Source organism: Rhodococcus sp. SORGH_AS_0301 (genome assembly GCF_030818285.1).
Lineage (GTDB): Bacteria > Actinomycetota > Actinomycetes > Mycobacteriales > Mycobacteriaceae > Rhodococcoides.
Genome location: NZ_JAUTAC010000002.1, coordinates 3,139,978 through 3,165,421, shown reverse-complemented (window position 1 = coordinate 3,165,421; position 25,444 = coordinate 3,139,978). Strand labels below are relative to the sequence as shown.

Annotated in this window: 27 protein-coding genes; 9 read left to right on the top strand and 18 right to left on the bottom strand. The window is 67.5% G+C overall.

Annotated features, from left to right (window positions below):
* Positions 1-6: 6 nt before the first annotated feature.
* On the bottom strand, positions 7-1,359 hold the full coding sequence (locus tag QE397_RS15565) for an MFS transporter (protein ID WP_037184058.1): 1,353 nt from the start codon (positions 1,357-1,359) through the stop codon (positions 7-9).
* 153 nt (positions 1,360-1,512) lie between these two features.
* Positions 1,513-1,863, bottom strand: a complete 351-nt coding sequence (locus tag QE397_RS15560; protein ID WP_222646528.1) for a VOC family protein — start codon at positions 1,861-1,863, stop codon at positions 1,513-1,515.
* A gap of 226 nt (positions 1,864-2,089) precedes the next feature.
* Here QE397_RS15560 and QE397_RS15555 point away from each other — a divergent pair, with 226 nt between their 5' ends.
* From QE397_RS15555 to QE397_RS15545, 3 genes are all read left to right on the top strand, one after another.
* Positions 2,090-2,326, top strand: a complete 237-nt coding sequence (locus QE397_RS15555) for a hypothetical protein (RefSeq protein WP_222639806.1) — start codon at positions 2,090-2,092, stop codon at positions 2,324-2,326.
* Positions 2,327-2,402: 76 nt separating this feature from the next.
* Complete coding sequence (locus QE397_RS15550) at positions 2,403-2,615, top strand: hypothetical protein (protein WP_307095768.1); 213 nt, start codon at positions 2,403-2,405, stop codon at positions 2,613-2,615.
* A 38-nt stretch (positions 2,616-2,653) separates the two neighbouring features.
* On the top strand, positions 2,654-3,607 hold the full coding sequence (locus tag QE397_RS15545) for an ABC transporter substrate-binding protein (protein ID WP_307095766.1): 954 nt from the start codon (positions 2,654-2,656) through the stop codon (positions 3,605-3,607).
* 57 nt (positions 3,608-3,664) lie between these two features.
* Here QE397_RS15545 and QE397_RS15540 read toward each other — a convergent pair whose 3' ends face one another.
* Both QE397_RS15540 and QE397_RS15535 read right to left on the bottom strand, forming a co-directional pair.
* Complete coding sequence (locus QE397_RS15540; protein WP_307095764.1) at positions 3,665-4,624, bottom strand: phosphoglycerate dehydrogenase; 960 nt, start codon at positions 4,622-4,624, stop codon at positions 3,665-3,667.
* Between the two features lie 38 nt (positions 4,625-4,662).
* Complete coding sequence (locus QE397_RS15535; RefSeq protein WP_307095762.1) at positions 4,663-5,499, bottom strand: helix-turn-helix transcriptional regulator; 837 nt, start codon at positions 5,497-5,499, stop codon at positions 4,663-4,665.
* 99 nt (positions 5,500-5,598) lie between these two features.
* On the opposite strand from QE397_RS15535, the gene ilvD reads away from it, so the two are divergent.
* Entirely contained in the window at positions 5,599-7,437 is a 1,839-nt protein-coding gene (gene ilvD, locus QE397_RS15530) for a dihydroxy-acid dehydratase (protein WP_307095760.1), read from the top strand.
* A 13-nt stretch (positions 7,438-7,450) separates the two neighbouring features.
* Here ilvD and QE397_RS15525 read toward each other — a convergent pair whose 3' ends face one another.
* From QE397_RS15525 to QE397_RS15495, 7 genes are all read right to left on the bottom strand, one after another.
* Positions 7,451-8,500: an ABC transporter substrate-binding protein gene (locus tag QE397_RS15525; RefSeq protein WP_307095758.1), complete on the bottom strand. Its 1,050-nt coding sequence runs from the start codon at positions 8,498-8,500 to the stop codon at positions 7,451-7,453.
* Positions 8,501-8,546: 46 nt separating this feature from the next.
* Positions 8,547-9,221 (bottom strand): hypothetical protein, encoded by a 675-nt coding sequence (locus QE397_RS15520; protein WP_307095756.1) that lies wholly within the window; start codon positions 9,219-9,221, stop codon positions 8,547-8,549.
* 137 nt (positions 9,222-9,358) lie between these two features.
* Positions 9,359-10,510, bottom strand: coding sequence for an SGNH/GDSL hydrolase family protein (locus QE397_RS15515; RefSeq protein ID WP_027504399.1), 1,152 nt, complete (start codon positions 10,508-10,510; stop codon positions 9,359-9,361).
* A gap of 32 nt (positions 10,511-10,542) precedes the next feature.
* The gene (bla, locus tag QE397_RS15510) at positions 10,543-11,466 is read right to left on the bottom strand and encodes a class A beta-lactamase (RefSeq protein ID WP_162246777.1); all 924 of its coding nucleotides are present in this window, start codon (positions 11,464-11,466) and stop codon (positions 10,543-10,545) included.
* On the bottom strand, positions 11,463-11,732 hold the full coding sequence (locus QE397_RS15505; protein ID WP_027504397.1) for a metal-sensitive transcriptional regulator: 270 nt from the start codon (positions 11,730-11,732) through the stop codon (positions 11,463-11,465). The genes bla and QE397_RS15505 overlap by 4 nt, the downstream gene beginning before the upstream one ends.
* 60 nt (positions 11,733-11,792) lie before the next feature.
* A complete protein-coding gene (locus QE397_RS15500; protein ID WP_307095752.1) occupies positions 11,793-12,212 on the bottom strand; it encodes a DUF302 domain-containing protein in 420 nt (139 codons plus the stop codon).
* Positions 12,213-12,237: 25 nt separating this feature from the next.
* Positions 12,238-14,304 (bottom strand): MMPL family transporter, encoded by a 2,067-nt coding sequence (locus QE397_RS15495; RefSeq protein WP_307097584.1) that lies wholly within the window; start codon positions 14,302-14,304, stop codon positions 12,238-12,240.
* A gap of 364 nt (positions 14,305-14,668) precedes the next feature.
* Between QE397_RS15495 and QE397_RS15490 the strand changes: the two genes are divergently transcribed.
* Both QE397_RS15490 and QE397_RS15485 read left to right on the top strand, forming a co-directional pair.
* Positions 14,669-15,100 (top strand): DUF6153 family protein, encoded by a 432-nt coding sequence (locus QE397_RS15490; RefSeq protein WP_307095749.1) that lies wholly within the window; start codon positions 14,669-14,671, stop codon positions 15,098-15,100.
* Positions 15,101-15,185: 85 nt separating this feature from the next.
* Positions 15,186-15,812 carry a DUF305 domain-containing protein gene (locus tag QE397_RS15485; RefSeq protein WP_307095747.1) on the top strand — a complete coding sequence of 209 codons (627 nt, stop codon included), beginning with the start codon at positions 15,186-15,188 and terminating at the stop codon, positions 15,810-15,812.
* 57 nt (positions 15,813-15,869) lie between these two features.
* Here QE397_RS15485 and QE397_RS15480 read toward each other — a convergent pair whose 3' ends face one another.
* From QE397_RS15480 to QE397_RS15470, 3 genes are read right to left on the bottom strand one after another with little or no spacing between them, the layout of a single operon-like run.
* Complete coding sequence (locus QE397_RS15480) at positions 15,870-16,280, bottom strand: low molecular weight phosphatase family protein (protein ID WP_307095746.1); 411 nt, start codon at positions 16,278-16,280, stop codon at positions 15,870-15,872.
* On the bottom strand, positions 16,280-17,368 hold the full coding sequence (gene arsB, locus QE397_RS15475; RefSeq protein WP_307095744.1) for an ACR3 family arsenite efflux transporter: 1,089 nt from the start codon (positions 17,366-17,368) through the stop codon (positions 16,280-16,282). The genes QE397_RS15480 and arsB overlap by 1 nt, the downstream gene beginning before the upstream one ends.
* Positions 17,365-17,727 (bottom strand): helix-turn-helix transcriptional regulator, encoded by a 363-nt coding sequence (locus QE397_RS15470; RefSeq protein WP_307095742.1) that lies wholly within the window; start codon positions 17,725-17,727, stop codon positions 17,365-17,367. The genes arsB and QE397_RS15470 overlap by 4 nt, the downstream gene beginning before the upstream one ends.
* 129 nt (positions 17,728-17,856) lie before the next feature.
* Here QE397_RS15470 and QE397_RS15465 point away from each other — a divergent pair, with 129 nt between their 5' ends.
* On the top strand, positions 17,857-19,362 hold the full coding sequence (locus QE397_RS15465) for a SulP family inorganic anion transporter (protein WP_307095740.1): 1,506 nt from the start codon (positions 17,857-17,859) through the stop codon (positions 19,360-19,362).
* Between the two features lie 79 nt (positions 19,363-19,441).
* Positions 19,442-19,825 carry a MerR family transcriptional regulator gene (locus QE397_RS15460; RefSeq protein WP_307097582.1) on the top strand — a complete coding sequence of 128 codons (384 nt, stop codon included), beginning with the start codon at positions 19,442-19,444 and terminating at the stop codon, positions 19,823-19,825.
* A gap of 1 nt (position 19,826) precedes the next feature.
* Here the strand turns inward: QE397_RS15460 and nhaA are convergent, their stop codons facing one another.
* From nhaA to QE397_RS15445, 3 genes are all read right to left on the bottom strand, one after another.
* Positions 19,827-21,149, bottom strand: a complete 1,323-nt coding sequence (gene nhaA / locus QE397_RS15455) for a Na+/H+ antiporter NhaA (RefSeq protein WP_307095738.1) — start codon at positions 21,147-21,149, stop codon at positions 19,827-19,829.
* Positions 21,150-21,174: 25 nt separating this feature from the next.
* Positions 21,175-22,962 carry a BCCT family transporter gene (locus QE397_RS15450; protein WP_373425243.1) on the bottom strand — a complete coding sequence of 596 codons (1,788 nt, stop codon included), beginning with the start codon at positions 22,960-22,962 and terminating at the stop codon, positions 21,175-21,177.
* Positions 22,963-23,109: 147 nt separating this feature from the next.
* Positions 23,110-23,982, bottom strand: coding sequence for an alpha/beta fold hydrolase (locus QE397_RS15445; RefSeq protein WP_307095734.1), 873 nt, complete (start codon positions 23,980-23,982; stop codon positions 23,110-23,112).
* A 174-nt stretch (positions 23,983-24,156) separates the two neighbouring features.
* Between QE397_RS15445 and QE397_RS15440 the strand changes: the two genes are divergently transcribed.
* Positions 24,157-24,516, top strand: a complete 360-nt coding sequence (locus tag QE397_RS15440; protein WP_222639723.1) for a VOC family protein — start codon at positions 24,157-24,159, stop codon at positions 24,514-24,516.
* A gap of 58 nt (positions 24,517-24,574) precedes the next feature.
* Here QE397_RS15440 and QE397_RS15435 read toward each other — a convergent pair whose 3' ends face one another.
* Positions 24,575-25,435, bottom strand: coding sequence for a helix-turn-helix transcriptional regulator (locus QE397_RS15435; RefSeq protein WP_056446493.1), 861 nt, complete (start codon positions 25,433-25,435; stop codon positions 24,575-24,577).
* Between the last annotated feature and the right edge of the window lie 9 nt (positions 25,436-25,444).

Sequence of the window (25,444 nt, the reverse complement as noted above, 5' to 3'; positions counted from 1 at the left end):
TTCACCTCAGTCGTGCTCTGTCTCCGCGTCGGACCGAGGGCGCGACAGATGCAGATCGTCCTCGCGAACGAGCGCCGTGGCGATGACGCTGATCACCGACGTGCCGACGAGGAAGCCGCACGCGAGCCAGGGTGACCCGCTCGCCGCGGCGATCAGTGCGGTGAGAACGAGAGGCGTCACGCCCGAGGCGTAGATCCCGGAGAACTGGTAGACCACGGACAGGCCGGTGTAGCGGATCTCGGTCGGATACAGGCTCGCGTACAGCGTGCCCTGTGCTCCGTAGAAGGTGGCGTGGACGATGCCGAACACCAGGACCAGTCCGAGTCCGAAGAGCCACAGGCTGCCCGTGTCGAAGAGGGCGAACACGGGAAACACGGCCAGCCCGTAGGCCGCGATGCCGGTGATGTACACACGCTTGGCGCCCACCCTGTCCACGAGCACCCCGGACACCGGGATGAGCACCGCCATCACCACTGCCGCCACGGTGACCACGAGCAGGACCGAGACCTTGTCGAACTTCAGTTGTGTCGTCGCGTAGGTGATGGCGAAGACACCCCACGTGTTGAAGGCGGCACCCTCGCCCCATCGCGACAGCAGTCCGAGGACGGTGCTTCGCGCATGGCGCCGTGCGAACACCTCCTTGATCGGTGCGCTCGATCGCTGCTGGAGTTCCGACACCTCGCGGAACGCCGGCGTCTCCTCCACCTTCAGGCGCACGACCAGACCGACGATCACCAGAACGAGACTGACGAGGAACGCGATGCGCCAGCCGTAGGAGAGGAATTGCTCTTCGTCGAAGATCACCTGCAGCAGGGCGAACATTCCGGTGCCCAACGCGAGGCCGAGCGCGAGACCCACCTGCGGGATGCTTCCGAACAATCCACGCCGACGCGCCGGGCTGTGCTCGACGGCCAGAAGCACGGCACCGGCCCACTCGCCGCCGAGAGCGAAACCCTGTGCGATGCGCAACAGCAACAACAGAATCGGAGCCAGCAGACCGACGTCCTCGGTCGTCGGCAGGACGCCCATCAGGGTGGTCGCCACACCCATGATCAGCATCGACAACGCCAGTGTCTTCTTGCGGCCGATACGGTCTCCGAAGTATCCGAAGACGACTCCACCGATGGGGCGCACCACGAATCCGACAGCGAAGGTGGCGAACGACAGCATGGTGCCGACGAAGGACGACTGATCGGGGAAGAACAGGCGATTGAAGACCACACTCGCTGCCGTGGCGTAGAGGAAGAAGTCGTACCACTCGACGGTGGTGCCGAGCAGACTCGACGCCACGACCGTGCGAAGGCGCTTGCGCCGGTCGGCATCGGGTTCGTACGAGGCCGAGTCGGTGAGGACAGTCATGTGTTCCGACATTGGCGCACTAGCTGTCCCGCGGTCACCCCTTGTGCTCGAGCTGATCCGAACGTCTACAGGACGTGGGCACCGTGGATGACTCTGACTTTCGATCGCATCGTGTGACTCGGCTGCACACATTCGTCGCGATCGTCGGGTCGGTCAGTACACCGTCCGGAAACCGCCTATCAGGGTGATGACGTTGCCGTCGGGATCGGTGATCGGCGCGAGCCGAACTCCGTTGGTGGCGTCCGTGGTGTCGCCGACGGCGAGTCCGCGGCCCGCGAGCTCGGTGGTGTGAGCGTCGAGGTCGTCGACGGCGAGGTTCGACCGCGTCCGGCCGGCCCGGTCGGCATCGAGGAACACCTGCATCCACGCCCCCGGCACGATCTGCCACTCGATCAGACCCGGCATGGGGTTGTTGTCGGGTTCGCGTCCCAGCAGGCGCGTGTACCACTCGCGTGCGACATCGATGTCGCGCACGGGTACGACGGTCAGTACGTGGTCGATCATGGGCTCGTCCTCTCGTCGGATGTCACTGATGTGGACCGGCGCGAGGTCGGGAACTCATCGACCACGCGCCCGCTCTGCGTGATCCGGTGCAGCTGACCGTGCTGTACACGGTTCACTGCACCGGATCGTCCGGCACACGGGAGTTGTGAGGGGTGTGGCAGCAGGGGCGGCTCGCTATCGTGAGTGACTGGACCGGCACGGTCGATGAGGATGGAGGCGAACCGGGGTGGCGGACGATTCGGACGTGGCGCAGGCGCGGGTGTTTCTCGCGGCGCTGGACGACGAGATCGCGACCGTATCGGTTCAACTCGAGGACGCGCGTCGGCTCGCCGCAGAAGCTCGGGCCAGGGGGGACGCGCCCACCGGTACGTGGCACGAGCAGCAGGCCGCGACACACAAGCGGACTCTGCGAGAGCTGCACCGGCAGACGCAGAATTTGCGCACCCGGTTCGCGCTGGCCTGAGATCCGAACTCTGGAACCTCCGCGAACGGGATCGATGCGATCCGGTGCGGTGGACTCGACGTCGTAGGGTCGACGTGTGAGGACACGACTCGGTGCTCTGGACCGTCGCACCCGCACAGCGCTCGGCGGCCCCGGGCTCGGGGTGGTCGCGCTTGCTGCGCTCGTCGTTCTCGGTGCCGTGATCCTCGTCCACGCGGTGGCCCCGGATGGGTGGGTCGTGGCGGTAGTGCTGGCGCTCGTTGCGCTGGTCGTCAATCTCGGAGGCGCCCGCCGTTCACGCAGACGGTGACTCACTGAAGTGAGGTAAGCCTGCGCTAACATTCGGACATGTCGACCATCTCCGCCGGGCGCGCCGGCGCTCTCCTCGCTGCCCTCGCTCTGGCTGTCGCCGGGTGTTCCACCGAGTCCGGGAGCAGTTCCGGTGGGGAAGGGTGGTCTCACACCACTGCCTTCGGCAACACCGTGGCGCTGGACGCACCGCCGGACACGGTGGTCGTCGATGCGTATTCGGCTGCCGCACTGTGGGACTACGGTGTTCGCCCTGCCGGGGTCTACGGCTACGGCATCACCAACGGGCTGGGTCTCGGTGACGCGGACCTCGATTCCATGACCGTCGTGGGTACGGATGCGGTGTTCGAGACGGAGGTAGCGGCGACTATGGGCGCCGACCTCGTCGTCGGCTATTCCGCCGAGACCGATCCCACGTCCTGGATCTGGTGGGAGGCAGCGCAGGCCGAGCAGATCAACGTCGTCGCTCCCTTCCTGGGCATCGACCCGTCCTCGTCGCTCGACGGAACGCTGGATCAATACCGTTCGCTCGCAGCATCACTGGGCGCCGACGTGGACTCCCCGGAGATCGCATCCGACCGTGCGGACTACGACGCGGCGAAACAGCGGGTGCGCGATGCTGTGGCCGCGAATCCCGGCGTGACGGTGCTGCCCGTCAACGCGGCCGCCGACGCCGTGTACATCGGAACGGAACAGTTGTCGGTGCTGGGACTGCTCTCGGACCTCGGTGTGAGTCTCGCGGGTCCGGGATTCGACGGACCGTGGGCGACGGTGAGCTGGGAGAACGTTGCTCAGTACCCTGCCGACATCGTTCTCGAGTACCCCGCGAGCCGTGAGGTGCTGGACGCCTCACCCGTCTACGGTTCCATTCCTGCGGTCACCTCGGGCGATGTTCTGGACTGGGACGACAAGCGTCCCACCACCTATGCCGAGTACGCGGACTGGCTCGACCGCCTTGCGGACGCCGTCGACCGCTCGAGCTCGTCGACCTGACGCCGACCGGGGGGGGGGGTACTCCTGCATGGTCCAGGGGCCCCGTCCGGCGGCGGCTCAGGATCGTCCCGTCGCCACCGCCGACTCGTTGATCGAACCCGCAGCCGGCCGACCGGCCAGTGCTGCGACGACGGACTCGGCGGCGGCAGTACCCGCATCGGTGCGCGCCTCGCGGGTCTGACCGGCCAGGTGTGAGGTGGCGACGACCGTGGGCATGGCCAGGAGCGGGTTGTCCGGGTTCGGTGGTTCGGTGGCGAAGACGTCGAGCGCCGCTCCCGCGATGGTGTGGTCGCGGAGCGCGTCGACGAGGGCATCCTCGTCGACCATCGATCCGCGGGCCGTGTTGACCAGGTAGGCAGAGGGTTTCATCTCGGCCAGTGCCGCGGCGTCGATGACGGGTGCGCCGCCGGCACGGGCGTGGAGGCTGACGAAGTCGGACTCGCGCAGCAGGGTTGTCTTGTCGACGTAGGTGACGTCGAAGTCGTGGTCGGGATGACCGGTGGAGACGAGGATGGTCATGCCGAACGCACGAGCGAGATCCGCGACGGCCCGTCCGCTCGGCCCGAGGCCGATGATGCCGAGAGTCGCGCCCCGTAGCTGTCGAGTGTCGTGGCGTGGCCACTCTCCGCGTCGCACGCCGTCCGTGGTCTCGCCGATCCGCCTCGCGCACATCAGGAGCAGAGCGAGGGTCATCTCGGCCACCGCATGGCGGTTGGCTCCGGGGGTGTTGCAGACGAGGACGCCGTGAGCGGTGGCGGCCTCGATGTCGACCGAGTCGTATCCGACTCCGCTGCGCGCGATCACGCTGAGGGACGGGGCCGCGCGCAGCATGGCGGCGGTGACGGGTTCGCTGGCGATGATGGCAGCGTCACTCGCGGCGAGGAGCGCGGCCATCTCACCGTCGGGGCGGGGCCCGACGGCGGGGGAGTGGACGGTCTCGTGACCGTGCGCACGGAGCAGGGTGTCGACGTCGTCGCCGGGGTGGAGGTAGTCGGTGGTGATGAGGACGGTAGCCATCTGTCCCTCTTTCATGTCCGTGCCGATCCGGATCGGCGTCACTCGCCGATCAGGCGCTGCACCTTCTCGCGAGTGTCGGTGCCCGCGACAGGAAGGTAGACGACGATGTTCAGGTCCTTGTGATCGGTCGGCGCCAACTGGTGGTGCTCGAAGCGCAACTCTCCGACGACAGGGTGCCGGAAGACGCGCTCACGCGAGGCGAATCCCTCGATGTCGCGGTTGTCCCACCCGTCGGCGAACGTGTCACTCGTCGAGCGGAGCCGATCGACCAGGTCCGTGAAGGAGGGAGTGCCGAGGGCGGCGCCTCCGTCCGCCCGGAACTCTGCGAGGAAGCGTCTGCTGTCGGACTCCCAGTGCGGGAGCAACTCGCGCACGTACGGGTCGGTGAAGACCAGCCACAGAAGGTTTCGGTCCGCTGCCTGCACGGTCTCGATGCGGGGGAACAACGCACGGTACGCACGGTTCCATCCGGCGATCGTCCACTCCGGACGGAGAGCGAACGCGGGGAAATCGGTGAGGGCATCGAGCAGACGTTGCACGGCCGGAGGCGTCGTCTCCGCGCTCGACGGGGTCGGCGTCGGCGGGTGTCCCGCGAGGTCGAGAACGTAATCGTGCTCGGCAGGCGTGAGGTGGAGCGTCGCGGCGACGGCATCGAGGACTTGGCGTGACGGGTGGATGTCCCGCCCTTGTTCGAGCCAGGTGTACCAGGTGACGCTGACATGGGACAGCGACGAGACGTCCTCTCTACGTAAGCCTGTCGACCGGCCCCGCGGAACGGGCGGCAACCCGAGCCGCGACCGTGGCAGTGCCGAGCGGCGGGCGCGCAGGAAAGCTCCCAGCTCACGGCGCGCGCCGAAGTCCCGGTCGGTGGTCACACGGCAACTCTACGATCGTCCACGCGTGAAGGTGGTGGTGGTGATACCAGTACCGGAGCTGTCTTCCTGCGGCGGCACTCGACCGGCATCGTCGTCCCCATGCCTGCACTTCGATCGAGAACCGTCACGCACGGACGCAACATGGCGGGGGCCCGCGCGCTACTACGCGCCGCGGGGGTGAACGGCGACGATTTCGGTAAGCCGATCATCGCCGTCGCGAACAGCTTCACCGAGTTCGTTCCCGGCCACACCCATCTCCAGCCGGTCGGCCGCATCGTCTCGGACGCGATCACCGCAGCCGGCGGCATTCCGCGCGAGTTCAACACGATCGCGGTCGACGACGGCATCGCGATGGGACACGGCGGGATGCTCTACTCGCTGCCCTCCCGCGATCTCATCGCCGACTCCGTCGAGTACATGGTGAACGCACACTGCGCGGACGCTCTCGTGTGCATCTCGAACTGCGACAAGATCACCCCCGGGATGCTCATGGCCGCACTGCGACTGAACATCCCGGTGGTGTTCGTCTCGGGCGGTCCGATGGAGGGTGGCACCGCAGTGCTCGTCGACGGCACCGTGCGAACCCGACTCACCCTGGTGTCCGCCATGTCCGATGCCGCCGCCGGTGACGTCTCGGACGAGGACCTGGCACGCGTGGAGGAGTCAGCGTGCCCCACGTGCGGGAGCTGCTCGGGAATGTTCACGGCAAACTCGATGAACTGCCTGACCGAAGCGCTGGGGCTCGCTCTGCCGGGCAACGGAACCACGCTCGCCACGCACACGGCGCGTCGGGACCTCTACGAGAATGCCGGGCGCACCGTGGTCGATCTGTGCCGTCGGTGGTACGACCACGACGACGAGTCGGTCCTTCCTCGGCAGATCGCCTCACGCGCTGCGTTCGACAACGCCATGGCCCTCGACATCGCGATGGGTGGATCGACGAACACGATCCTGCATCTCCTGGCCGCGGCACGCGAGGCTGAACTCGACTACAGCCTCGACGACATCGAGAAGCGTTCGCGGATGGTCCCATGTCTGTGCAAGGTGGCACCCAACGGGCACTACCTCGTCGAGGACGTGCACCGCGCCGGTGGAGTGCCCGCCATTCTCGGTGAGCTCCGCAGGGGCGGGCATCTGCACGATCACGTGCACACGGTGCATTCGGAGTCTCTCGCGGACTGGCTCGACCGGTGGGACGTCCGGTCCGGGTGTGCCGACGAGGCCACGATCGAGTTGTTCCACGCCGCACCGGGATGCGTGCGTTCCGCCACTGCGTTCTCGCAGTCCGAGCGTTGGGAGACGTTGGATCTCGACTCCGCCGGCGGATGCATCCGCGATGTGGAGCACGCGTACTCGGCCGACGGCGGCCTGGCGGTTCTGCGCGGCAACCTGTCCGCCGACGGGTGTGTGGTGAAGACGGCGGGCGTCGACGACTCCATCCTCACCTTCACCGGCCCGGCCGTGGTCGTGGAGTCGCAGGAGGACGCATGTGACGCCATCCTGTCCGGACGGATCGTGGCCGGCGACGTGCTGGTCGTGCGGTACGAGGGTCCGCGCGGTGGGCCCGGAATGCAGGAGATGCTCTATCCGACAGCATTTCTCAAGGGTCGCGGCCTCGGGGCATCGTGTGCGCTGATCACCGACGGCCGCTTCTCCGGCGGGACATCGGGTCTGTCGATCGGGCACGTGTCTCCGGAGGCGGCCGCGGGTGGCGTGATCGCTCTGGTCGAGGACGGGGACAGCATCACCATCGACATCCCGCACCGCTCGATCACACTGGACGTCGCCGACAGCGTGCTCGCGCAACGGCGTTCTGCCCTCGACGGCTTCCGGCCCCGCCACAGGCAGCGCGAGGTGAGCGTCGCTCTCCGTGCGTACGCCGTTCTCGCACTGTCCGCAGACAAGGGTGCGGTGCGCGACGTCGATTCGCTCCGGTGAGTCCCGTGGTTCGTCACCGCTCCGTTGCGTCGACCGCCGTCGCCAAGCCGTCGACGAGAGTCGGGAGGAAGTAGGGAATCGTCAGTGCCGTCGGGCCGATGGCGGCCCCGGCTTCCTGGCCGACGAATCCGGCGACGGCACCTGCCGCCACAGCGGGGATCTGCCGCGACACGTCGGATGACAGGAACTCCCGGAGTGCCGCGTCCGTGTCCACCTGTGTGAAGACGACAGAGGCATCGATTCGGGAGATCTCCTCGGACGACACCGCGGTCGAGAACGTGGAATCACCGGTCGCCAGTTCGGTGACGGACGGATCGGACGTGAATCCCAGGTTCTCGAGCAACTCGACGCGCGGGTCCGAGGGAAGCAGGAGGTAGTAGACGTCCTGCGCCTCGGACACGTAGGCGATGGTTCGGTCTCGGAACTCGGGGTGTCCTGCGCCGGCATCGACGACCTGCTGGTCCAGTTCTGACACGAGTTCCGTTGCCTCGACGCTCTTTCCGAGAACCTCACCGGTGACACCGATCGTGTCTCGCCACGGAGTCGACCAGAGCTCGGACGGCGGTGCGACCACGGGAATGCCGGCCGATGTGACCGCGTCGTACTCGCTCCGAGTGAGGCCGGAATGTGGTGCCAGCAGGACGTCGGGGTCGGCTGCGACGAGCTTCTCGACCGACAGGGGACCCAAAACGTCGTCCAGGAGAGCCGGTGCCTCACCGCCGTTCCGGGCGATCGACTCGGCGATCCACGGGTACGTCAGGTCGTCACCGCCGCCGTACGTGGTCGACGGCATGGCCACCGGCATCACCCCGAGAGCCAGCACGGCATCCGTGGCGCCGGCACCCCAGGTGGCCACGCGGGCGGGTGTCGAGTCGAGGACAGTCTCGCCGTACATGTGCCGCACCGTCTTCGGGAACGACGCATCGGCGGTCGTCGCCGAACCGGGGTCAGCGGGGTCCGACGAGCTGCAGCCGACGAGGTGCGCGGTCACCACCACGGCGGCGATGAGAACTGTGATCGAGCGTCTCGTCCATCGTGGAACGCTGCCGGGAATACGCATCATGCCTTGATGCTAAGGGTAGGCTGCCCTTACGACGCAATCAACGAGGTCAGGTGCCGGTTCCCCGTCGCCCGACTGAATCGACGATGACCCGTGCCTGCGCCACCGACGAGCGCCCGTGAGAATCAGCGACCGCGCGCAGAAGTGCGGATGCGGCGGATACGGAAAGCTCGTGCCTGGCGGCCATCATTCCGATCGCCGTGTGCACCACGTCGGTGTCGGGACCGGGCTGTGCACCGTTCTCGGCGGCGAAATCGGTGGCGCACAGAGTGCCGAGAGAGTGCGCCAGTCGGCCGAGAGGGCCGTCGAGCTCCGTCGACCACCCTCGACCTCTCCAGGTGCGTCGGTGAAGTTGCAAGGTTCCCGACGGTCGGGCGCGGGGGCCCACAGGGAACACCCGTAGCCACCCGACGCCCAGGACGCTCAGGGCGCCGGTCACCTGCGGCCACCGCAGGCGATCGAGTGAATCCTCCACCGCGGCATCGTGGACCGCACCGTCGGCGAGAGCGTCGACGACCGGACCGAGCCCGATTGCCTGGAGTTCCCGTGCGACGCGGGCCGCCGTCGCGTCTGTCACGTGCGCGACATTCTGCACCGACCAGTCGCCGGGCGGGACCAGAACTAGGGCGGCGCCGTCGGCGCCCGTCAGATCGACACAGACATCCACGATGTCGGTGATGATCGACGTGCGAAGCCCGCCGTCGTGGTTCCCCGCGCTCACCATCGAGGGTCGTCCTCTCTCGGTGCGCGGGTGCCGCGCTTCACTCGGGACTACCCCCATTTTCGCCACCCCACGCGCATTCCGTGAGAATGCACCGACTGGTCACACTCACGTTCCCCGGTCGGGCCCACGCCCCGTGATCACCCCGGCGCGAACGGCCCTGACGGGCCGAAGGCGATGTCCGCGAAACGCTGTCCCATGACGGCGTGGGCGTCGGTGTCGGGATGCAGGTTGTCCGGAAGTGGGTGGCGCCGTTCGTCGTCCTCGCCGAAGAGCAGCAGTCCGTCGAGGTGGTGGAGGTTCGGGTCGTCCGATCGACTGTCGACGATCTGAGCGAGCGCGTCACGGATCACGCGAAGTGTCAGGCGTCCGAGCGCGATGTCGCCCTCCGTGCCCGTCGCGCGAAATCTCGCGGAGCCGGCGGCGAACGAGTCGGGATCGATCGCCCCGGGTCCCGGAGTGTTCTCGTGGATCGCGCAGTGGATCGGCGAGATCAGCAGCAGCGGTGTGGTCGGGTGCCCGTCGCGGACGGTGTCGAGGAACCCGTGAACTGCGGGAACGAACGAACGAAGGCGCATTGCATCGAGGTTGACGACGTTGATGCCCAGCTTGACGCTGATGACGTCCGCGGGGGAGTCCCGCACGACGCGAGCCATGAACGGATCGACGAAGGCGCTGCCCCCGAAACCCAGGTTGCGCAGCCGAACGCCGGCACGACGGGCCGCGACGACAGGCCAGATGCGCGTGGGGCTCGCGGCGTTGGATCCCTGGCTGATCGAGCTGCCGTGGTGCAGCCACCTCGGTCCGCTCGTCGGCGCCGGGTGCAGAACGGCATCAGCGGACAGCGAGACCAGATCCACCTGTTCGTTGTGGGGGAGCCAGATCTCGACCGTCTTCTCCCCGGCCGGCAGATCGGTGAGGGTGATGCGTTCCGTCGTTCCCGGGTGGACCGTGCTCGTCCCGGTGGTCGGATCGATCTCGACGGTGTCACCGCCCGAGAGCACGTGCGACTGAAGAATCGAGTCGTTCACCACCACGTCGACGGCGCCCCGGTCGCGCATCACACCCCGGTAGGTCATGCGCGTGGTGTGGACCTCGAGGACCATCTGGACGGCGGTCGTGCGCGCGGCGATACGCACTCCGGACGGTTGCGCCTCCATCATCGCGAGCTGCGGGTCCGCATCGCGTTGCCGGACGGCACGGGGGAGCCGGTGTGGGCGCACGCCCCGATCCACGCGTTCGAGCTCGGCTGCACCGAGGACGATGTCGTCGTTGAGTGGTGCGGTGATCATACTTTCCGAGACTACCTAACGGTATTCAGGGGCTACCGAACGGTGTTCAGGACGACCGCGGCGCTCTCGCTCACCGCGGCGTCCTCGTACGGTGCCGAGGCGTCGTTCTTCCGTGTCAGCACCGTCAGTACCAGCGGGGGACGGCCGGGTGGTGTGACGACGGCGATGTCGTTCCGCACGGCCCCGGCGCCACCCGACTTGTCGGCCACCGTCCATCCGCTCGGCGCCCCCGCGCGGACGAGTGCGTCGCCCGTGGCGTTCCCGCTCATCCACTCGGCCAGGGTCGCTGCGTCGGCATCGGTCGACGAGCCGGCACCCCGCAGTGCGGCCAGACTCGTCGTGAACGCGTCGGCGGTGGTGGTGTTTCCGGTGCTGTCGGGTCCGACCGTGTTGAGGCCCGGCTCCACGTCGACGATGTCCGTGACATCGTCACCGAGTCGGGACAGAGCCGCATCGAGCTCTGCGGGACCGCCGATTTGGTCGAACACGAGGTTGGTCGCCGTGTTGTCGCTCTCCCGCACGGCCGCTTCCGCCAACTCGGCCGCCGTGAGTCCGGTGTCCAGACGTGCCGTGGTCACCGGTGAATATCCCGCGCGCTCGATGTCGGCCGCGGTCCACCTCACGAGGTCGTCCCGAGCGTCCTCAGGGGTTCGTCGCAGGAACTCGGCTGCCAGGAACACCTTCACTGTCGAAGCGAAACCGAAACGTTCGGCTCCGCGATAGCTGATCGTCTCGCCGGTCCCGGTGTTCAGGAGGCTGACACCCACCGTCACGTCGTAGCGCTCCTCGACAGCCTGCAGTCCGGTCGAGACGTCGTCGCGCTCTGCTCGACTCGACGTGGGAGCCGGCGAGACGGGCACACCGCCCGAGGGAGCGCACGCGGTGAGGGCCAGGGCGACGACAGCGAGCGCGACGCGCGGTCGGGCCGCCGTGTGCAGGAGTGCTCGTCTCGTCACGCGAGTGCGAGGAACAGCTTCTCGAGTTCCGCCTCGGTCATGGGTTCCTTGTTGTCGGCGGTGGCACCGGTCATACATTCGCGCAGGCCGGTGGCGACGATCTTGAACCCTGCCCTGTCGAGCGCGCGCGAGACGGCGGCGAGCTGGGTGACGACCTCCTTGCAGTCGCGGCCGTTCTCGATCATCGAGATGACCCCGGTGAGTTGGCCGTTGGCGCGCCGGAGTCGGTTGAGTACCAGTGCGATGCTGTCGTCGTCGCCGACCATGATGAACTCCTGTCAGAACTGCCGTGAGCTGTCGATGGTACCCCCGGGGGCATCAGAGTCTCAGTGTCCGGGTGCCGGTTCGTCGGCGAGCGTGGCGATGGCAGCGCGGAGCTTGGTCGCTGCGTCGTGGGCGACGTCGCCGAGCGCCGGCACTCCGGTCGACTGGACCATGATGTCGGGGTTCATGGCGTCGACGATGATCACGTCGGCGTTGTCCGGGTCCTCGCGGACGACGACGTTGCAGGGGAGCAGCAGGCCGATCTGTCGCATGACGCCGACGGCGCGGTGGGCCAGGGGCGGGTTGCACGCGCCGAGAATCAGGTAGCGCTCCATGTCCTCACCGAGCTTGGCTTTCAGGGTGGCCTGCATGTCGATCTCGGTGAGCACGCCGAAACCCTGCTCTGCTAGGGCGTCTCGGGTGCGCTGGACGGCGGTGTCGAAGTCGGTGTCGGTCAGGGTGATGGTCAGAGCGATGGTCACGAGTGTCGTCCTTCGGTCGGGGGTGTCAGTGGGAGAAGCTGATGGACGGGAGGGCCTTGCGGAGCCAGGCCGGTGACCACCAGGCGGCGGAACCGGTCAGTCGGAGCAGGACGGGCAGCAGGATCAACCGGATGAGCACGGCGTCGAGAAGCACGGCGACGCCGAGGATGATGCCCATCTCCTTCGGCGGGAGCGGGTCGGCGAGGGCGAAGGTGAAGAACACCGCCACCATCACCGCGGCCGCGGCGAAGATGACCCGCCCGGAGTGGGCGAGACCGTCGATCATCGCCGTCGTCGCGTCGCCGGTGCGCTCGAAGTGCTCCTTGGCGGTGGCGAGGAGGAACACGGTGTAGTCCATGGCGATGGCGAAGATCATCGCGAAGAAGAACACCGGTCCCCAGCCGTTCAGGAAGCCCTGCGGAGTGAAGCCGAGCAGCGAGGCGCTGTGCCCGTCCTGGAAGATCAGCTTCGCGACGCCGAACGCGGCGGCGGTGGAGAGCAGGCTGACCGCGGTGCCCAGGAACGCGATCAAGGGTGCTTGCAGTGCGACGAGGAGCAGCACGAACCCGAGTATCAGGATGATCGTGACGACGAGCGGCAGGGAGCCGTTCAGGGCCTGCTGCAGGTCGAGGTTCTCCGCGGGGGCGCCGCCGACCAGCGCCGACTCCGGGAGCTCGCCGCGCAGGTCGGCGAGGATGGTGCCCATCGACTCGTCGGAGGGGTCGACCGCCGGAATCGCTTGCAGGAGTGCGTAGCCGGAGCCGTCGGCGGCGGGTTGCGGTGGGGTGACCATGGCGATGCCGGACACCTGCGCCGCGGCGGCGGCCGTGTCTGCGGAGTCGGTGTCAGAGACGACGATCTGCAGTGCGCCGGGGGCGCCGTCACCGAACTGCTGCTGGACGAGCGCGTAGCCCTGCCGCACGGGCGCGTCCTCGGGGACGACGGAGATCGACGGCATCGCGACCTTCAGGCCGAGAACAGGCAGCGCCAGTGCGACGAGGACGCCGATCGAGGCGAGCGCGAACGGCCACGGGTGCTTGTGCAGGAGTGCGCCCCACGCGGCGAACATGGGTGAGCGGTGCTGCTGACGCTTGGCGTAGGGGAGGGACGCAGCGTCGACCTTCGGTCCGAGCGCGCCGAGGGCGGCGGGGAGCAGGGTGAGGGTGGCGAGCAGGACGAAGGTGACGGCGAGCATGATCCCGACGGCCATGGTCCGCACCGCGGGGGCGGGGACGATCAGCACGGCGGACAAGCTGACGAGGACGGTGAGTCCGGACAGGACCACGGCTTTGCCGGCGGTGTCCATGGTCTCGGCGACGGCCGCGCGGGGATCGCGGGAGCGCAGGGCGTCGCGGAAGCGGGCAACGAGGAACAGCGCGTAGTCGATACCGAGTGCGAGGGCGAACATCATGGCGAAGTTCATCGCCCACACCGAGATCGGGGTGATCTCGTTGAGCAGGACCAGCCCGCCGGCGGAGGCGACGAGACCGGCGATGGTCAAGAGCAGCGGGAGCCCGGCGGCGACGAGCGAGCCGAACGCGAGGACCATGATGGCGAGGGTGACGGGCCAGGAGATGAGTTCGGCCTGGATCATCGCGTCGTGGTTGGCCTTGTCGAAGTCCGACCACAGCGCCGACGCGCCGGTGGGGTAGATCTCGACACCGTCGCCGGAGAGTGCGGTGAGCTCGTCCTTGACGTCGTCGACGGCGGTGACCATCTCGTCGGTGGTGCCGTCGGCCCCGGCGATGAGGGTGCCGGTGCGCCCGTCGGGGCTGATCGTCATCCCCGGCTGCGGGGGCACGATCTCACCGAAACGCGGGTCGGCGTTCAGGATGTCGGTCGCGCCGGTGAGAGCGGCGGTCGCTGCCGGGTCCGTCAGCGCGCCGGAGTCGCTGTGGACGACGACCTGCACCGCGGCGGAGGAGTTGCCGCCGAAGTGTTCCTCGGCGAGCTCGCGGACCTGGACCGATTCCGATCCGTTCGCCTGCCACCCGGCGCCGGCGAGGGACGAGAACACCGACGGTGCAGCGGATCCGAGGGCGATCAGCAGGATCAGCCAGGTGCCGAAGACCCAGCGGCGGCGGGTGACCATGGCTGCGCCCCACCGGCCGAGGCGGCCGGGGGCGCTGTCGTGGTGGTCGCCGGGCCGGGGTTCGGCGACGGTGTCGGACTGGGACACGGTGGACTCCTATACGGCTGGGGGTATGTGAAGGGCCTGGATCGGCCATCGTCGAGAAGTGGTGTGAGGGTGTGCTCAGCGGTGGAACTGTGAGCATTCGGCAAGGGGGCCCACAGGACACCCCTTCCGCGTTCGATCCGCTGTACTGCGCACACCGTGTCACATACGAGGGGGGGTATGCAAGTACCCCCTGGGGTATCTGACCGAGGTTGCCGGGTTTCGGTGCGACGACCGCCCGACTTACCCCCAGGGGGTACTCGCCGGTACGCTGGGGCCCGTGTTGCACAGTCTTCGGCAGCGACGTTCGCTGACCCTCGCTGTGCCGATGGCCTGGTGGGCCGTCTCGATCGCACTGGGCGTGGTGCTGATGCACATGGTGGTGCCCGTCCAGGCCGCCGCGGCCCATGAAGCGATGCCGAACCACCACGCGTCGATGGACGCGGAGGTCCACGCTGACGCCGCCACGCACATCGCGGAGCCCGGCCCGGCGGCGGAGCGACTGCCGTGCCCCGGCGGTCACGACATGATGCATCCGTGCATCGGGACGGTCACCTCGTTCCCGCCGATGTCGGTCCCGATCGGGGCCGTCGAGTGCCTGCCGGCGCTCGATGACGCATCCGACCGTGTCGTCATGATCGTCGCCCGCGCAGGTCGTGCTCCACCATGGGCGCTGTCCTCGCTGGACGACTCGGTACTTCTGCGGGTGTGACGGGGAGCCCGGGGCAGTGATGCTCCGGCGGATCGCACGTCGATTCAGACCCCTATCCCGTTCGACACACCTCAGGAGTACGCCCATGCATGTCAAGAACACGACAGTCACTACTCTCGCCGCCGCCGCGATCGGAGTCGCCCTCGTCGCCGGTTGTGGCGACGACGGGTCGTCCGCGTCGATGGAGGGCCACTCGATGGGTTCCTCGTCCATGGAGTCCGCGCCGTCTCAGGATCCCGCTGCGGACTTCGCCGACGCCGACGTCGCGTTCGCATCGATGATGTACCCGCACCATGCTCAGGCTGTCGAGATGGCCTCCATGGTCGACGGGCGGTCCACGAACCCGGACGTGGTCACGCTCGCCGACGAGATCGCGGACGCGCAGGGACCCGAGATGGACCAGTTGGCCTCCTGGCTGGCGGAGTGGGGTCAGCCGTCTCCGTCGGCAACGCCCGACGACATGCAGGGCATGGATCACGGGTCGGGGAGCGGAATGATGAGTTCGCAGGACATGGCCTCCCTGACGGCCCTGTCCGGCGACGAGTTCGACCAGCGGTGGCTGACGATGATGATCGACCATCATCGAGGTGCGGTCGCCATGGCGGAGACGGAGATCGAGGAGGGCTCGAACGACGACGCGGTCGCGATGGCCCGCACGATCGTCGAGACGCAGAACGCCGAGATCGCCAGGATGGAACAACTTCTCGGTTGACCTCCGGCCGACGGCCGCCACTCCGACGGGAGTGGCGGCCATCGGGTGCGGCCCGTGTCAGTTCCGGAGGCGCGCCGCGAGTTCGTCGACGCGCGCGGCGATGTCGTCGCGCACCAGGCGCATCCGCTCGATGCCCTCGATACCTCGCGTCGACGGCTCGTCGGTGTCCCAGTTCAGGTAGGTCGGTCCCTCGACCGGGTCGACGGTCGCCTCGGTGCCGAGGGTGACGACGTAGTCCATCCGGGACATCAGATCCGGATCGATCGGCTTGGGGTGCTCACCGGTGAGATCGACTCCGACCTCGCGCAGCGACTCGGCGGCCAGAGCGTTGACTGCACTGCCGGGGGCAGTCCCGGCGGAATGCACCTCGACATCGTCACCGGCGACCGTGCGCATCAGCCCTGCGGCCATCTGCGATTTGCCGCCGTTCTTCACGCAGACGAACAACACACTCGGCTTGCGGGACATCAGGATTCCTTCGTCTGTCGGGTGGGTGAGAATCGTCTGCGCAGTGCCAGCGAGACGTAGACCAGGCCCACGAGCACAGGGACTTCGATCAGGGGTCCGACGACGCCGGCGAGGGCTTGACCGGACGTGGCGCCGTAGGTGGCGATCGCGACAGCGATGGCGAGTTCGAAGTTGTTGCCCGCCGCGGTGAACGCCAGGGTCGTCGTGCGCTCGTAGCCCAGTCCCATCGCTGCGCCGAGGGCGTATCCGCCGCCCCACATCACGGCGAAGTACACCAGCAGCGGGAGCGCGATGCGAACGACGTCCAGGGGCTGGGAGGTGATGCGGTCGCCCTGCAGGGCGAACAGGACGACGATGGTGAACAGCAGTCCGTAGAGCGCCCACGGCCCGATTTTCGGGATGAACGAGGTCTCGTACCAGTCGCGGCCCTTGGCGCGTTCGCCGAAGTACCGGGAGGCGAATCCGGCGATCAACGGGATGCCCAGGAAAATCAGCACGGACTTCGCGATCTGCCACGGTGATGCCTCGATGGTGGTCTGGTCGAGGCCGAGCCAGCCGGGGAGCACGGAGAGGTAGAACCAGCCGAGGACGGCGAACATGATCACCTGGAACACAGAATTGATCGCCACGAGTACGGCTGCGGCTTCGCGGTCGCCGCAGGCGAGGTCGTTCCAGATGATGACCATCGCGATGCAGCGGGCGAGTCCGACGATGATCAGTCCGGTGCGGTACTCCGGTAGATCGGGGAGGAACAGCCAGGCCAGCGCGAACATCAATGCGGGGCCGAGAATCCAGTTCAGAGCGAGAGAACCGAGGAGGAGCTTCTTGTCGCCGGTGACCGTGTCGAGACGGTCGTAGCGGACCTTGGCCAGTACCGGGTACATCATGATGAGCAGGCCGATCGCGATCGGCAGGGACACGCCGTCCACAGAGATGGACGACAGGGCGTCGTTCATCCCTGGGATCAGTCGTCCGAGCAGGAGCCCGACGACCATCGCGACGCCGATCCACACCGGCAGGAAGCGGTCGAGGGTGGAGAGCTTGCCGACGACGGCGGGGTGGTCGCTGGTGTTCGCCGCGGTGCTCATGCGGTCACCAGCGTCGGGTCGACAGTGGCCATGACGGTCGACAACTGCTGCAGCGCATCGGGAATCACGCGGTAGTAGACCCAGGTTCCACGCCGCTCGGAGCCGAGCAGGCCGGCCTGGCGAAGCACCTTGAGGTGGTGGGAGATGGTCGGCTGCGACAGGTCGAAGGATCCGGAGATGTCGCACACGCACGCCTCACCACCGTCATGACTCGCGATGAGACTGAGCAGGCGCAACCGGACCGGGTCGCCCAGCGCCTTGAACATCGACGCGAGGATGTGCGACTGCTGCTCGGTCAGAGGTTCACGAACCAGGGGCGAGCATCGGACACCCGTGTCGGGCTCTGACTGATTCGACATTCTTCTATATTGACGGTTGTCGATGGTCTCGGTCAATTCGCACCCTACTCTCCGGTGAGAGTAGAGTTCCGCCCCAGCGGAGGGCCGTGCTCGGCCTCCGGCAGTCCCGCACCGTGAAAGAGGCTCGTCATGTCCCACGCCGGCTCGACCGTCGCCCCACCCGAGGACACCTCGGTGCTGGCCGCGCTGCGCTCACCTCGTCGACTGAAGACCGAGGTGCTGGCGGGCCTGGTCGTCGCGCTGGCGCTGATCCCGGAGGCGATCTCGTTCTCCATCATCGCCGGTGTCGATCCCCGCGTCGGACTGTTCGCGTCCTTCACGATGGCGGTCACCATCTCGATCGTCGGCGGTCGTCCGGCCATGATCTCGGCCGCCACCGGAGCGATCGCCCTCGTCGTCGCGCCACTGTCACGCGAGTACGGCCTCGACCACCTCATCGCCGCCGTGATCCTCGGTGGCGTCCTGCAGATCGTGCTCAGCGTCGTCGGAGTGGCGAAGCTGATGCGCTTCATTCCGCGCAGCGTGATGGTCGGGTTCGTCAACGCGCTCGCCATCCTCATCTTCACGTCGCAGTTGCCCTACCTCATCGGCGTGCCCGCCCTGGTGTATCCCCTCGTGGCAGTGGGTCTCGTGGTCATGGTGTTCCTTCCCAAGCTGACGACCGTCGTGCCCGCACCGTTGATCGCCATCGTGATGCTCACCGCCGCCACCCTCGTGTTCGCGCTGCAGGTTCCCGATGTCGGCGACGAGGGTGAGCTGCCGTCCTCGCTTCCGACGCTGCTGCTCCCGAACGTGCCGTTCACCCTCGACACCCTGTCGATCATCGCGCCGTTCTCGCTCGCCATCGCACTGGTGGGTCTGCTCGAATCACTCATGACCGCAAAGCTGGTGGACGACATCACCGATTCGCGCTCGAACAAGACCCGCGAGGGTTGGGGCCAGGGTGTCGCCAACCTCGTCACGGGCTTCACCGGCGGCATGGGCGGCTGCGCGATGATCGGCCAGACCATGATCAACGTGAAGGTCTCCGGCGCTCGTACCCGGATCTCGACCTTCCTCGCCGGGACGTTCCTGCTGATCCTCGTGGTGGGACTGGGCGACATCGTGGCACTCATCCCGATGGCCGCGTTGGTCGCGGTCATGATCATGGTCTCGGTGGGCACGTTCGACTGGCACAGCATCCGTCCGTCGACCCTGCGGCGCATGCCCAAGAGCGAGACGCTGGTCATGATCGCCACGGTGGCCGTGACCGTCGCGACCCACAACCTGGCCTACGGCGTCGTCGTCGGTGTCGTCACCGCGATGGTGCTCTTCGCGCGGCGGGTCGCGCACCTCACCGAGGTGGTCGACGTGGCACATCCGGACGAGAACACGCGCGTCTACAAGGTGCTGGGAGAGCTGTTCTTCGCCTCCAGCAACGATCTGATCCACCAGTTCGACTACGTCGGTGACCCCGAGAACATCGTCATCGACATGTCGGAGTCCCACATCTGGGACGCCTCCACGGTCGCGACGCTCGATGCCGTCACCACGAAGTACGCGGCGAGGGGCAAGAAGGTCGAGATCGTGGGTCTGAACGCGTCGTCCGTGGAACGACGGGACCGGCTCAGCGGAAACCTCGGCGCAGGACACTGATCGGGCCCGGTCTCCGGGTCGGAACTAGAGTCGACGCACACTCGACGTACGACGAAGGAGCGGGACAGTGGGCGAGAGCATGCAGATCGGTGAGGTCGCCGAGCGCACGGCACTGTCCATTCGCACACTGCGCCACTACGACTCGGTGGGTCTCGTCGTCCCGTCGGCGCGATCGGCCGGCGGATTCCGGCTCTACACCGAGGCCGACGTCGAGCGGTTGTTGGTGATCCGGCGAATGAAGCCGCTGGAGTTCACGCTGGCCGAGATGGGCGAGCTGCTCGCCGCCCTCGACGTCCTCGGGAACGGCGATGCCGACGACGAGGACCGCGCTGCCGCAACACAGTTCGTCGACCAGTGCCACGACAAGGCGCTGGACCGATGCGAGACGTTGCGACGCCATCTCGCCTACGGCGAGGAGTTCGCAGCGCTGCTCGCGGCCCGCAGGCCGGTCACCGAACTCTGAGTCAGCTCTCCTCGCGGCGCTGATACACGTCAGGGATGCCGTCGTGATCGTCGTCGCGGGTCTCCTCCTCGTGGATCAGCTTGTACGCGCGGTTGCGGCTGCGCAGAATCGCGGCGGCGGTGCACGCCGAGATCACCGATCCGGTCAGCACTCCGACCTTGACGTGATCGTCTCGCTCGGTGCTCTCACCGAAGGCGAGGTCGCCGATCAACAGCGAGACGGTGAAACCGATGCCGGCGAGAACGGCGACGCCGAACACGTCACGCCACGCGAGTCCGGCGTCGAGAGTGGCACGGGTGAAGCGGGACACGAGATACGTGGTGCCCAGCACGCCGATGGTCTTGCCGACCACCAGTCCCGCGACGATGCCGATGGCGATCGGGTCGCCGAGCGCCTCGAAGAAGCCCGACACGCCGCCGACGGTCACGCCGGCGGCGCAGAATGCGAAGAGCGGCACCGCGACACCTGCAGAGAGAGGTCGGATGCGATGTTCGAAGTGTTCGGCCATACCGGGTCCGGCTTCCGGACCGCCGGCGGCGCGGCTGCGGATCACCGGCACTGCGAATCCGAGCAGCACGCCGGCGACCGTGGCGTGAACGCCGGACTCGTGCATGAGAACCCAGGTGACGACCGCGAGGGGAATGAGAATCCACCACGACCGGATCCGTCGCTGCACGGCGACGGCGAAGAGGGCGAGCGGGATCATCGCGGCGCCGAGCGCCACGAAATTCAGGTCGGCGGTGTAGAAGATCGCGATCACCGTCACCGCGAGGAGATCGTCGACGACGGCCAGCGTGAGTAGAAAGGTGCGCAGGGCGAGCGGTAGGTGCGTGCTGACGACGGCGAGAACGGCGACCGCGAAGGCGATGTCGGTCGCGGTGGGAATAGCCCACCCCAGCAGTGCGCCGTCACCGGTGCGCAGATTGACGACGACGAAGATCAGTGCGGGCACGGCCATGCCGCCGATCGCGGCCGCGATGGGCAGGGCCGCACGCGCCGGGTCGCGGAGGTCGCCGGCGACGAACTCGCGCTTGAGTTCGAGGCCCACGACGAAGAAGAAGATCGCGAGCAGGCCGTCCGCGGCCCACGTGGAGAGAGTGAGATCGAGGTGGAGCGCGGACGGGCCCACTCGTGTCGCCATGAGCGTGTCGTAGGCGGCCGACCACGGGGAGTTGGCCCAGACGAGAGCGATCACCGTGGCGACCAGCAACAGGGCACCCCCGACGGTCTCCTTGCGCAGCACGTCGGTGATGCGCGAGGCTTCGGACCACGACCCCCGCGAGAGCAGACTGCGACGCGTGGGAGGTGGCGAGGATGACGTCATGGGGTGCCCTTCGGTGCTCTGACGATCAGGAGTTGTCGTACGCGGTGGCGTCGGTACGGCGTTGGTGGGCTTCGCCTTCGGCGGAGTCCGCGAACTCGGGGGTGTCGAAGACCTCGCCGCCGAGCGGATCGACCGGCTCGTCGTGCTCCGAGTACTGGACGGCGCCGGTGTCCGGGTCGATCTGAAGTCGGCTCTGCGGTACCGACTGGACCGCGAGCAGCCCCGACGGAGTGGACAGGCCGTCCTTCGACGGTGACAGACCGGCGAACGTGGTGGAGATGCCGCCGCGCTCCGGCCGTCTCGCCGGTGTCGCGCCGTCCACGGGCGGTGCATCCCCGGCAGGGGTGATCCGGACGTAGGACGGTGTGGTGGCCACCTCGTAGCGGAAGGCCTTCAGGAGTGACACGCACGCCAGCACCATGATGATCGAGAACGGCACCGCGGTCGCGATCGACGCCGTCTGCAAGGCCGTGAGTGATCCGGATCCACCGATCAGCAGCAGAACAGCGGCAGCGACGCCCTCGAGCACGGTCCAGTAGACGCGGGTGATCTTGGGTGTGTCGAGATCACCACCGGTGGAGAGGATGTCGATGACCAGCGAGCCGGAGTCCGAGGAGGTGACGAAGAAAAACACGATCACCGCGATGGCGAGAACGCTCGTGACGGTCGCGAGCGGAAGACCGTCGAGAAGTTGGAACAGGCTCGTGTCCGTGCCGACGGTTCCGTCGTCGGCGAGCATGGTGCCCTCGTTGCGCTGACGGAGGATTCCGGAGTCACCGAAGATGGTGAACCACAGCGAGCCGACGAGAGTCGGTGCGAGCAGCACGCCGAAGACGAATTCGCGGATCGTGCGGCCGCGCGAGATCCGTGCGATGAACATGCCGACGAACGGTGCCCAGCTCATCCACCATCCCCAGTAGAAGATGGTCCAGGCGCCGGCCCACCCGTCCTCGGCGAAAGGCGATGTACGGAGCATCAATTCCGGCAGCGCCTGGACGTACCCACCGAGGTTCTGCACCCACGACTGCATGAGGAACAGCGTCGGTCCGGCGATCAGGACGAACACAGCCAAGCCGGCGGCGAGTGCCATGTTGATGTTGGAGAGCCATTTCAGGCCCTTCGACACACCCGAGACGACGGAATACGTGGCGAGCAACGTGACGAAGGCAATGAGGGCGATGGTCAGCCAATTGTTCGTCTCCACCCAGCCGAGGTAGGACAGACCGGCTGAGATCTGCTGAACACCGAAACCGAGTGAGGTCGCGACGCCGAACAGCGTTCCAATGATGGCGATCGCGTCGATGGCGTGACCGATACCGCCCTCGATCCGTTGCCGTCCGAGCAGTGGCTCGAGGAGCCAGCGAACCGACAGGGGGCGCCCCTTGCGATAGGTCATGTACGCGAGTCCGAGACCCACGACGACGTAGATCGCCCATGCGTGCAGACCCCAGTGGTACAGGGTGAGCTCCATGGCCTGGTTGGCGGCCGCGTCGGTCGATCCGTCGACACCCCCGGCAACCGGGGGAGTGATGTAGTGCGACAACGGTTCCGCGACGCCGTAGAACACCAGTCCGATGCCCATACCGGCGCTGAAGAGCATCGCGAACCAGGAGAGGACGCCGAATTCGGGGCTCTCGTCGTCGCGGCCGAGGCGGATGTTGCCGATACGGCTGGCGCCACAGTAGAGGGCGAAGACGACGAATCCCGTCGCCGTCAGGATGTACCACCATCCGACACCGTCGGTGATGGCCCCGTTGAGGGCCTCGAATGCGTCGGCTGCGGTACCCGCGAAAATGACGGAGAAAACGATCATGGCGACGATGATCGCGGACGCGGGAATGAATACCGGTTTGCGTATTCCGCGCCAGGCGGATCGTACTGAATTCACTTGTTCACATCCTGAGAAATAGACGATCGGTCAGTCGATCATGGAGGTGAGGCCGGGGTGGACGCGAATCCGCTACGTCCGGACCAGTCGGTCGACCCGCTCGATCGCGGCGGTGAGCGCCCGCGGGCATTCGTGTTCCGGGAGGTGACCGCAGTCGTCGAGCACCGTCGTGTCCCGACCGGTGATCTCCCACACCTGGTCGTCCAGTCGACGGTGGTCGAGCACCGGATCACACGATCCCGCCACCACTTCGAGCGGCACCGCGCGGCTCCACTCCGCGAGCCGCCGCTCCGAGATGTGGCGATCCGCGCGCGTTCCGGCGCAATGCGTCGACACCAGAAGTCGCCATTCCACCAGGTCGTCGTCCGGACGGAAATGTTGTCCGCAGAGTGCGGCCACCGCCCTGGAGGTGCTGTGCGCGGACGTGCGGCGTCGCAGGAACCGCCCATCGGGGCGAGAGACCGGGACGATGCCTTCGGGACGGACCAGCACCATCGCGCCGACTGACGATCGGCAGGTGGCGGAGAGGGCCGCCGCGGCGCCGCTCCCGATGCCCAGCAGAACCGGCCGCGGGGCGCCGATCTGCGTCAGGGTGTCCTCCAGCCAGCGACCGTAGTCGGCCGAGGCCCGGCCCCGGCGCGGGCGCACCCCCGAACTGAGCCCGGGCTGGCCGGGCATGTCGGCGACGTGCACCGTGGCGTCGGGCATCGCATCGATCAGCGGCGTCAGAAGTGCCGCGCAGGACAGCTCGCCGGGCACCACCACGACGGTGCGCTGCGCGTCGGGTCGAACGACGGACGTGACGACGGTCGAGCCGAGCGAGGTGTCGATCCGGCGAACGGTGTGCGGCGTGGACCAGTCGGCGAGTCTGCGTCGGCACCATTCCTGCACGGCGTCTCGGCCTGCTGTGGTCCGGTACGTGCCCGTGTCGACGGCGAGCATCATGTCGAGGTGCCTCTTCCTGCTGGACGTCGTTCGGGGTCGCGGAAGCGACCGCCGACCAGACTTCCCGGCACACCGTGGGAGGACACTACTCGTGCGGTCGGCGGGTTGCCACTCGGCGACAGAGGTCCCGCGGAAGGACACGCGCCGGGCGTGCTCGACCGGCATGATCGGGCAATGGCGACGACCAGGCACCACCGCATCGACTACATCGAGCTGTCGGTCACCGACCTGACGGTCGCTCGGGCCTTCTACGCGGGAGCCTTCGGATGGACGTTCGTCGACTACGGCCCGACGTACGCCGGCATCGTGGGAGCCGACGGCGCCGAGGTCGGTGGGCTGGCCGTGGTCGAGACCCCCGCGCCGGCGGGAGGACCACTCGTGCTGCTCTACTCCGACGACCTGGACGCATCGGCCGAGGCGGTCGAGGCCGCTGGCGGATCGGTGGTGTCCGGCCCCTACGACTTCCCGGGTGGACGACGCTTCCACTTCGCCGATCCGAGCGGCACCGTGCTGGGTGTGTGGGCGTCGTCCTGAACCACGCGATGACGACAGTGGAATCGAGACCCCGGATTCCGGGGTCGGGAGTACACGATCAGCGGGCTGCTTCAGTCGACCAGGACCCCAGCAGTCGCAGTCGATCCGCGCTCGGGGATCCGGGCTCCGCTGTGTAGACCATGAGGACGGAACCGGGGTCCGCGGTGATCACCAGTTCCTCGTAGGCCAGGTGGACCTCGCCGACGACGGGATGGTGGAAGCGTTTGGTTCCGGCGCCGTGAGTGCGGACGTCGTGTGCTCCCCACAGCCTGCGAAACGTCTCGTCGCGTGTGGACAATTCGCCGACGAGGTCCTGCAGGCCCTTGTCGTGTGGGTCCCGGCCGGCCTCCGCACGCATGATGGAGACGCACATCTGCGCGAACAGGTCCCAGTCGGGATAGAACTCCCGCGACAGCGGATCGAGGAACTGGAACCGAGCCAGGTTGGGCACCCGGCCGCCGTCACCGATGACAGGCGCGTAGAACGCTTTTCCCAGTTCGTTGGTGGCCAGCAGATCCTGCCGTCGATTGCGCACGAAAGCGACGCCGTCGGTGATGGAGTCGAGTGCCCACTGCAGGCTGATGCGAGGTGGGGTGATGCGCTCCGCCCTGCGACGGGGGCGTCCCGACGTGGGGACACCGTCGGCCGCGCGAGCCAGATCGAGCAGATGCGCATGTTCGGTGTCGGTGAGCTGCAGGGCGCGCGAGAGCGCGTCGAGCACGGACGACGATGCACCGCCGATGGCGCCGCGCTCGATGCGGGCGTAGTACTCGACCGACAGGCCGGCCAGCGACGCCACTTCGCTGCGACGCAGGCCGGCCACCCGACGGGTACCACTGGTCGTGATGCCCGCTGCCTCCGGTGTCAACCTCGCGCGGCGGGTCATGAGGAACTCGCGAACCTCGGCCTTGGTGTCCATGAATTCAGC